The 1,657-nt window shown below is 76.5% G+C and carries 3 protein-coding genes; 1 reads left to right on the plus strand and 2 read right to left on the minus strand.

Features of this window, described 5'->3' with window-relative positions; all coding sequences use genetic code 11:
• A partial coding sequence (locus E1287_RS43095) for a hypothetical protein (RefSeq protein ID WP_131971904.1) occupies positions 1 to 260 on the minus strand: 260 nt, incomplete at its 3' end.
• A 101-nt stretch (positions 261 to 361) separates the two neighbouring features.
• Positions 362 to 883 carry a pyridoxamine 5'-phosphate oxidase family protein gene (locus tag E1287_RS43100; protein ID WP_131971906.1) on the minus strand — a complete coding sequence of 174 codons (522 nt, stop codon included), beginning with the start codon at positions 881 to 883 and terminating at the stop codon, positions 362 to 364.
• Positions 884 to 1,010: 127 nt separating this feature from the next.
• Here E1287_RS43100 and E1287_RS43105 point away from each other — a divergent pair.
• Positions 1,011 to 1,657 (plus strand): YafY family protein (locus E1287_RS43105; RefSeq protein WP_131971908.1); only part of this gene is annotated, 647 nt, incomplete at its 3' end.

Genomic DNA, 1,657 nt, shown 5'->3' on the forward strand with positions numbered 1-1,657 from the left:
GGCGGGACCAGGGCGCAGCGGGACGCCTGCCCGTCGACCAGGCCGACGGCGTCGAACACGACCTCGACGCTCCTGCCCCCGTACGGCAGCGACGCCTTCAGCCAGTCGGTCGCGGCGTCCCCGGCGGGTTCACCGTCCACGAACAGCCGCACGGTCCGGTTCCACCCGGCGCGCGCGGTCTCCACCTCCAGGCGGCGGCCGTCGTGGTCGAGCCTCCAGCGGCCCGCGGGCGCGCCGCTCAGCGAGATACCCCGAGTCATGCCCCCAGTCTCCGGGCCGCCGGACGCCCGGGAATCGCCCGAACGGCCACGCCCGGTAGACCAAAGTCGACCCCGCCGGCCGGCGCCGCCCGGCGAAAGGGTCAGGCGAAGCGCCAGCGGGTCGCGCCGAACGGCTCGGTGATGCCGACCGCGACGACGGTGTGGAAGGTGAACCGGTACACATGCCACGGCGGCGGGCCCGCGCTCTGCGCGCTGAACGGCGCCGTCAGCCCGTCGCCGTCCACCTGCGCCGGCCAGCCGCCCTCCCGGTACCCGGCGGCGATCGGCTCCAGCACCGCCGGGTCGGTGACGCGCTGCGCCTGGCCCTCCAGCACCACGTCCGCGACCGCCGTCCGGATCGAGAACGTGCACGCCGGGTTCGCCGCCAGGTCGCGGGACTTGCGGGTGCCGGGCCCGCTGGTGAAGTACAGGTCGCCCTCGTACCACTGCGCGCCGACGCCCGCCGCGTGCGGACGGCCGTCGGGGCGGGCCGTGCCCAGGAACACCGGCGTCTCCATCTTCGGCAGCGCCGCGGTCAGCGCGTCGCGCACGGCGCCCCACGCCAGCTCACCGCCGCCGTAGATGTCGAGATTGCGGGCCTCGGCGGGCTCACGGTCGGTCATCGTCGTCCTCCTTCGGTCGCGGGTGTCGCAGATGCAGACCGCGCGCGGCGCCCGAACTCATCGCCCCCACCCGCGGCCGGGCGGAACGCGGCCAGTCAATGTCCTCATTGCCGCGCATACTGGGATCATGTCCTCGGCTCGGCTGCTGCGGCTGCTGTCGCTGCTGCAGGCCCGGCGCGAATGGCCGGGCCCGGAACTGGCGGGACGGCTCGGCGTCAGCGTCCGCACCGTCCGCCGCGACGTCGACCGGCTCCGCGAGCTCGGCTACCCCGTGCACGCCACCCCCGGCGCCGCCGGCGGGTACGGGCTGGAGGCCGGGACGGCGATGCCGCCGCTGCTGCTGGACGACGAGGAGGCCGTCGCGATCGCCGTCGGGCTCCGCGCCGCCGCCGGCGGAGCGGTCGAGGGCATCGGGGAGGCGTCCGTGCGGGCCCTGGCCAAACTCGAACAGGTCCTGCCGTCCCGGCTGCGGCGCCGCGTCACCGCGCTGCACACCGCCACGACCCCGCTGACCGGCCCGCCCGCCGGGCCCGCCGTCGACCCCGAGACCCTCACCGTCCTGGCCGCCGCGTGCCGCGACCGCGAACGCGTCCGGTTCGCCTACCGCGACGCCGGCGGCGCCGAAACCGGCCGGCACGCCGAGCCCTACGGGCTGGTCACGGCCGGGCGCCGCTGGTACCTGGTCGCCTACGACGCCGACCGCGGCGCCTGGCGGACGTTCCGCGCCGACCGGATCTCCCGCCCGCGCCCCACCGGGGTCACTGTCTCTTATAC

The organism is Actinomadura sp. KC06 (assembly GCF_004348735.1).
Taxonomy (GTDB): Bacteria; Actinomycetota; Actinomycetes; order Streptosporangiales; family Streptosporangiaceae; genus Spirillospora.